Annotated in this window: 5 protein-coding genes; all 5 read left to right on the top strand. The window is 75.4% G+C overall.

All coding sequences use genetic code 11. The features are described from left to right. Nucleotides 1–58 precede the first annotated feature (58 nt). The gene (locus ACWDCZ_RS38085; RefSeq protein ID WP_449818331.1) at nucleotides 59–1525 is read left to right on the top strand and encodes an ABC transporter substrate-binding protein; all 1467 of its coding nucleotides are present in this window, start codon (nucleotides 59–61) and stop codon (nucleotides 1523–1525) included. A gap of 1 nt (nucleotide 1526) precedes the next feature. Then, on the top strand, nucleotides 1527–2489 hold the full coding sequence (locus ACWDCZ_RS38080) for an ABC transporter permease (RefSeq protein WP_449818330.1): 963 nt from the start codon (nucleotides 1527–1529) through the stop codon (nucleotides 2487–2489). After that, entirely contained in the window at nucleotides 2486–3343 is an 858-nt protein-coding gene (locus ACWDCZ_RS38075; RefSeq protein WP_117486372.1) for an ABC transporter permease, read from the top strand. The genes ACWDCZ_RS38080 and ACWDCZ_RS38075 overlap by 4 nt, the downstream gene beginning before the upstream one ends. Then, nucleotides 3340–5226 (top strand): dipeptide ABC transporter ATP-binding protein, encoded by a 1887-nt coding sequence (locus ACWDCZ_RS38070; RefSeq protein WP_449818329.1) that lies wholly within the window; start codon nucleotides 3340–3342, stop codon nucleotides 5224–5226. The genes ACWDCZ_RS38075 and ACWDCZ_RS38070 overlap by 4 nt, the downstream gene beginning before the upstream one ends. Then, nucleotides 5223–6242, top strand: a 1020-nt coding sequence (locus ACWDCZ_RS38065; protein WP_449818328.1) for an acyl-CoA dehydrogenase family protein, incomplete at its 3' end; no start/stop codon positions are given. The genes ACWDCZ_RS38070 and ACWDCZ_RS38065, both read left to right, overlap by 4 nt.

Here is a 6242-nt window from a genome sequence, read left to right as displayed (position 1 = left end):
CGCTCGTTCCTGGAGAAGCGGCCCGCGCGCTGGGTGCGCTGAGGGCCGGGTTTACCGGGTGCCCGTCCGCCCGGGTGCCCGTCCGCCCGGGTGCCTGGAGTCGCTGGTCGCGATCGCTCCGGACGGGACCGTCAAGCCGTGGCTGGCCGAGTCGTGGACGGTCTCGCCCGACGGCCTCACCTACACCTTCACCCTGCGCACCGGCGTGACCTTCAGCGACGGCACCCCGTTCGACGCGGCGGCGGTGAAGGCGAACTTCGAGCACGTCACGGCGGCGAAGACGGCGTCCAAGCGGGCGGCCGGCCTGCTCGGCCCCTACCAGGAGACCGAGGTGGTCGACCCGCGCACGGTGGCCGTGCACCTGACGGCCCCCCACGCCTCGTTCCTCAACTCGGCGGGGAGCACCTTCCTCGGCTTCCACTCCCCCGTCGCGCTGCGCGACCACGCGGGCGACCTCTCCTCCGGCGGCGCGTTCGTCGTCGGCACCGGCCCGTTCACCTTCGACTCGGTGACGCCGGGTCAGCAGGCGGTGTTCAAGCGCCGCTCCGACTACGACTGGGCCCCGCCGACCGCCGCCCACCAGGGGCCGGCGAAACTGGAGAGCATCGTCGTGCTGCTGCTGAAGGAGGACGCCTCCCGGGTCGGCGCCCTGACGTCCGGTCAGGTCGACGCCGCCGAGCTGATCCCCGCCAACCGGCTGGCCGGCCTGCGCGGCCGCAACGGCGTCGAGGTGGTCCGCAAGGCGGTCCCCGGCGTCCCCTACACCTACTACCTCAACACCGCCCGCGCGCCGTTCGACGACCCGCGCACCCGGCAGGCCGTCCGGCACGCCATCGACTTCGCCGGGATCGTCAAGGGCGTCTTCCAGGGCGAGTACGAGCAGGCCTGGGGGCCGCTGGCGCCCTCCACCCCCGGCGCCGAGCCGTCGTTCGCCAAGCCGGCCTGGGAGTACAGCAAGGAGAAGGCGGAGAAGCTGCTGGACGAGGCCGGCTGGACCGGGCGGGACGCCGACGGCTACCGCACCAGGGACGGCAAGCGCCTCAGCGCCGAGCAGCCGTACGTGCAGACCTTCGTCTCGGCCCAGAACCACACCTTCGACGTGGGCGTGCAGGACGCGCTGAAGCAGGTCGGCATCGAGCTGAAGCTGGTGCCGCTGGACTCCGCGGGCTCCATCGGGCGCACCGGCAAGGGCGACTACGACGTGTTCGCCTTCGCCTGGCAGGGCTCCGACCCGGTCCTGCTGGGCAGCCTCTACCACTCCAAGTCCCAGTTCGGGGGCGGCGGGGCGAACGGCAGCCGGGTCAAGGACGCCGAGATCGACGGCTGGCTGGACGAGGCCGAGGCGACCGTGGACGCCGAGCGGCGCGCCGAGCTGTACCGCAGGGTCCAGCGGAAGATCGTCGAGCAGGCGTACTCCTTCCCGGCCTACATCGCCACCATGGACGTCGCCCGGCACGGCAAGGTGAACGGGCTGGTCCTGGACGTCGACGCCAACACCGACTTCTACGGCATCGGGGTGGCCTGAGGTGTCGAACAGTGCCCGGCACGTGCCGCCCTGGGCCAGGTTCGTCGCCCGGCGGCTCGCGGCGGGGCTGGTGGTGGTGTGGGGGACGCTCACGGTGACGTTCTTCGCCCTCCACCTCGCCCCCGGCGACATCGTGGACGGATTGATCGGGCCGGGCGCCGCCGGCACCCCGGCCCTGCGTGACCAGGTGATCGCCGAGAACGGCCTGAACGACCCGCTGCTCGTCCAGTACGGCCGCCAGCTCGCCCGGTTGGCGAGCGGCGGCCTCGGCTGGTCGTACCAGCTCAACGAGCCGATCGAGCGGCTGCTCGGCAGCCAGCTCGGCCCGACCGTCGAGCTGGCGGTGTCCGCGCTGGTCACCGCGCTGGTGCTGGCGGTGCTGGCGGCCACCCTGACGGCCGGCCGGGGCCGGGCGGTGCGCGCCGCCGCCGGTGTCGCCGAGCTGCTGATGGTGTCGATGCCGTCGTTCTGGCTGGGCATCATCCTGCTGACGGTGTTCTCCTACCGGCTGCACGCGCTGCCCTCGATCGGGGCGGACGGGCCGGCGGCGCTGGTGCTGCCGACGCTGGCGCTGGCGCTGCCGCTGGCCGGGGTGCTCGCCCAGGTGATCCGCCAGGAGCTGGAGAGCGCCGACGGCCGCCCGTTCGTGCTGACCGCGCGCTCGCGCGGCCTGGGCGCGACGGCGGTGCTGCTGCGGCACACCCTGCGGCACGCGCTGCTGCCGCTGACCACGCTGGCCGGCTTCGTGCTGGGCAGCCTGTTCGGCGGCGCGGTGCTGGTGGAGAACATCTTCACCCGGCCCGGCCTGGGCCGGGTGCTGGCCAACGCTGTCGGCTCGCGCGACCTCCCGGTGGTCAGCGCCCTGGTGGTCATCTCCAGCGCGGCGTTCGTGGTCATCAACACCCTGGTGGACGTGCTCCACCCGCTGATCGACCCCCGGCTGCGCGAGGGAGGAACGGCATGAGCACGGTGACCGCCCTCCTCGACCGGCCGGCCGGGGCCGCCGCCCGCCGGGGCGCGCTGCTGCGCTCGCCCGCCCGTCTGGCACCGCTGGTCCTGCTGGCCGTGGTGGCGCTCGTCCTGGCCTTCCCCGGGGTGTTCGCCACCCACTCCCCCGCGGCGACGGACGTCGCGGCGGCGCTGCGCCCGCCCGGTGCCGAGCACTGGCTGGGCACCGACCAGCTCGGCCGGGACGTCTGGTCGCGGCTGGTGCACGGCACCCGGCTGTCGCTGCTGATCGCGGTCGGCGCGACGCTGATCGGGGTGGGCGGCGGCGCGCTGCTCGGCCTGGTCGCCGGCTGCGGCGGACGGCGCGTCGACTTCGTCCTGATGCGGGTGGTGGACGTGCTGCTGGGCTTCCCCGAACTGTTGCTCGCGCTGGTGGTGGTGGCGGTTCTGGGCGGCGGCACGGTCAACGTGGCGATCGCCATCGGCATCGCCGGGGTGCCCCACTACGCCCGGTTGGTGCGCGGCCAGGCACGGCTGGTGCTGCGCTCGGAGTACGTGGAGGCGGCGCGGGTGCTGGGGGTGCCGGCCTGGCGGTCGGTGCTGCGGCACGTGCTGCCGAACGTCGGCGGCCCGCTGGTGGTGCTGGCCTCCATCGGGCTGGGCTCGGCCATCATCTCGGGCTCCGGGCTCAGCCTGCTCGGCCTGGGCCCCGTCCCGCCGGAGGCGGACTGGGGCTCGATGGTCGCCGACGGCAAGGACTTCCTCCAGACGGCCTGGTGGATCTCGATCTCGCCCGGCCTGGCCGTCTCGGTCGTGGTGGTCTGCACCACGCTGATCGGCCGTTCGCTGCAGCTGAGGGCGGTGCGATGACGACGACGACAACGGAAGCGACCGGTGCGGAGGCGACGGCCGGGGACACCGGTGCGCCGGTGCCCGGCCCGCTCGTGCGGGTGGAGGGGCTGCGGGTGTCGTTCCCCGGCGCGCCGCGGCCCGCCGTGGACGGGGTGTCACTGGCCATCGGCCCCGGGGAGTGCGTGGCGCTGGTCGGCGAGTCCGGCTCGGGCAAGTCCGTCACCTCGCGTTCCCTCATCGGGCTGGCGGGCGCCAGGGCCCGGGTCTCCGCCCGGACCCTGGAGGTCGCCGGGGCGGACACCGCCGGCTTCGGCGAACGGCAGTGGCGCGCGGTGCGCGGCCGGCGGGTCGCCGTGGTCTTCCAGGACGCGCTGACCGCGCTGGACCCGCTGCGCACCGTCGGCGCCGAGATCGCCGAGGCGGCCCGTCTCGGCGGCACCGCCGGCCCGGACGTCGGCGCCCGGGTGGTGGAACTGCTCACGGCGGTGGGCGTGCCGGAGCCGGAGGCCCGACGCACCCAGTACCCGCACCAGCTCTCCGGCGGGCTGCGCCAGCGCGCGCTGATCGCCTCCGCGCTGGCCGCCGACGCCCCGCTGCTGATCGCCGACGAGCCGACCACGGCGCTGGACGCGATCGTCCAGGCGCAGATCCTGGCGCTGCTCGGCCGGCTCAAGGACGAGGGCCGGGGACTGCTGCTGGTCAGTCACGACCTGGCGGTGGTGGCGCAGTTGGCGGACCGGGTGCTGGTGCTGCGGCGGGGCGAGGTGGTGGAGAGCGGGCCGACCGGCCGGGTGCTGTCCGCCCCGGAGCACCCGTACACCCGGATGCTGCTGGACGCGGTGCCCTCGGGCCGCCCGCCGGCCCGTCCCGCCCAGGCCCCGGCCCAGGCCCCGGCCCCGGCCGAGGCACCGGACGCCGAGGAGGCGGCCCCGGTGCTGACCGGGCGCGGGCTGGTCAAGTCCTTCGCCCCGGGCGGGCCGAGGGCCCTCGACGAGGTCGGGTTCACCCTGCGGGCGGGCGAGGCGCTGGGCGTGGTCGGCGAGTCCGGCTCGGGCAAGACCACGCTGGCGCGGGTCGCGATGGGTCTGTCCCGTCCCGACGCCGGGGAGGTGCTGCTGCACGGGCGGCCCTGGTCGGCGCTGCCGGAGCGGCGGCGCCGGGCCGGGCGCTCGGCGATCCAGTTCGTCCAGCAGGACCCGTACGCCTCGGCGGACCCCCGGTTCACCGTGGCGCGGATCATCGGCGAGGCGCTGCCGGGACTGCGGCGCGCCGAGCGGGCCCGGCGGTGCGCGGAACTCCTCGACCAGGTCGGCCTGCCGGCCGAGCTGCTCTCCCGCCGGCCGCACCAGCTGTCCGGCGGTCAGCGCCAGCGGGTGGCCATCGCCCGGGCGCTGGCGGGCCGTCCGCAGGTGCTGGTCTGCGACGAGCCGGTCTCGGCGCTGGACGTCTCGGTGCAGGCGCAGGTGCTGGAGCTGCTGGACCGGCTGCGGCGCGAGCGGGGCATCGCCCTGCTGTTCATCACCCACGACCTGGCCGTGGTGCGGCAGGTCGCCGACCGGGTGCTGATCATGCGCGGCGGGTCGGTCGTCGAGGAGGGCGAGACCGAGCGGATCTTCGAGGCCCCCGCCCACCCGTACACCCGGGCCCTGCTGGACGCCGTCCTGCGGCTGCCCAGCGCGGACGGTACGGACGGTGCGGGCAGTACGGACGGCTCGGGCAGGGCGGACGGTACGGACGGTACGGGCAGTACGGACGGCTCGGGCGGGGCGCACGGCGCCGGCGTCACCGGCCGCGACGACCCCCGGCAGGACCCGCAGCAGGCCCCGGAGCAGAACACCGAGCAGGACACCGAACACGTCGCCGGGCAGGACGGCGAGCACGTCACGAAGTGGGAGACATGACTGACACGACGACGGACGCCGTCCCCGAGGCCGCCGAGGCGTGGCTGCGGCGGGCCGAGGAGGTCGCGGCGCTGCTGGCACCCGGCGCCGCCCGGCGCGACCGCGAGGGCACCCCGCCGGTACGGGAGATCCGGCTGCTGAAGGAGTCCGGCCTGGTGACCCTGCTGGGGCCGGTCGAGTACGGCGGGGCCGGCCAGGACTGGTCCACCGCGTTCCGGGTGGTGCGCACCGTCGCGGCGGCCGACGCCTCGGTCGGCGAGCTGCTGGCCCACCACTTCGTGTGGGTGTCGATCGCCGAGTTCATCGGCACCGACGAGAAGATCCAGCACATCGCCGAGGTGTCGGCCCGGGCCCGGTGGTTCTACAGCGGGTCCTCGAAGCCCCGCTCGGCGCCCCTGGTGATCCAGGACACCGGCCGCGAGATGCTGTTCCACGGGCGGCTGGAGCGCGTCCTGGGCCACCCGGTGTCGGACATCACCATCCTGGAGGGCTTCCTGGAGGACGGCGACACCCCGATCAGCGCGCTCGCGATGAGCGACCACCTGGGGCTGTCCTTCGAGCCCGGCGCCGAGGAGTTCGGGCTGCGGTCGCTGGCCGCCGGGACGGTGGTCGCCGACGGCGCGAACATCCCGTGGACCGGGGCGCTCGGCCACGTCGACAAGACCTTCGTGCCCCGGGTCTACAACACCTTCCTCACCCCGGCCTTCCAGCTCGCCCAGGCCAACGCGCTGATCGGCGCGGCCCGGGGCGCGCTGGACGCCGCCGCCCGGCACGCCCGCGAGCAGTGGTCGGAAGCGCCGCTGACCGAGGCCGCCGCCGCGGACGCGGCCCGGCACTACGGCGCCCTGGCCTCCGCGCTGTGGGCGGTGGAGGCGTTCGCCGACGCCGTCGGCGCCGAGGCGGACGCCCTGCACGCCCGGCGCCGCACGGTGACCGAGGAGGAGCGCGGCCGGCACGCCGTCCGGGTCGCGGCGCTGGCCGCGCAGGCCCGCGCCGCCGCCGACCCGGTCACCCCC

Source organism: Kitasatospora sp. NPDC001225 (genome assembly GCF_053597855.1).
The sequence above is the reverse complement of the archived record's forward strand: the minus strand, read 5'-3'. Positions and strand labels throughout refer to the sequence as shown.

Excerpts from the sequence above, each read along its gene's own strand:
- ACWDCZ_RS38075 (WP_117486372.1), top strand. The coding sequence starts at position 2,486 with ATGAGCACGGTGACCGCCCTCCTCGACCGGCCGGCCGGGGCCGCCGCC.
- ACWDCZ_RS38070 (WP_449818329.1), top strand. The coding sequence starts at position 3,340 with ATGACGACGACGACAACGGAAGCGACCGGTGCGGAGGCGACGGCCGGG.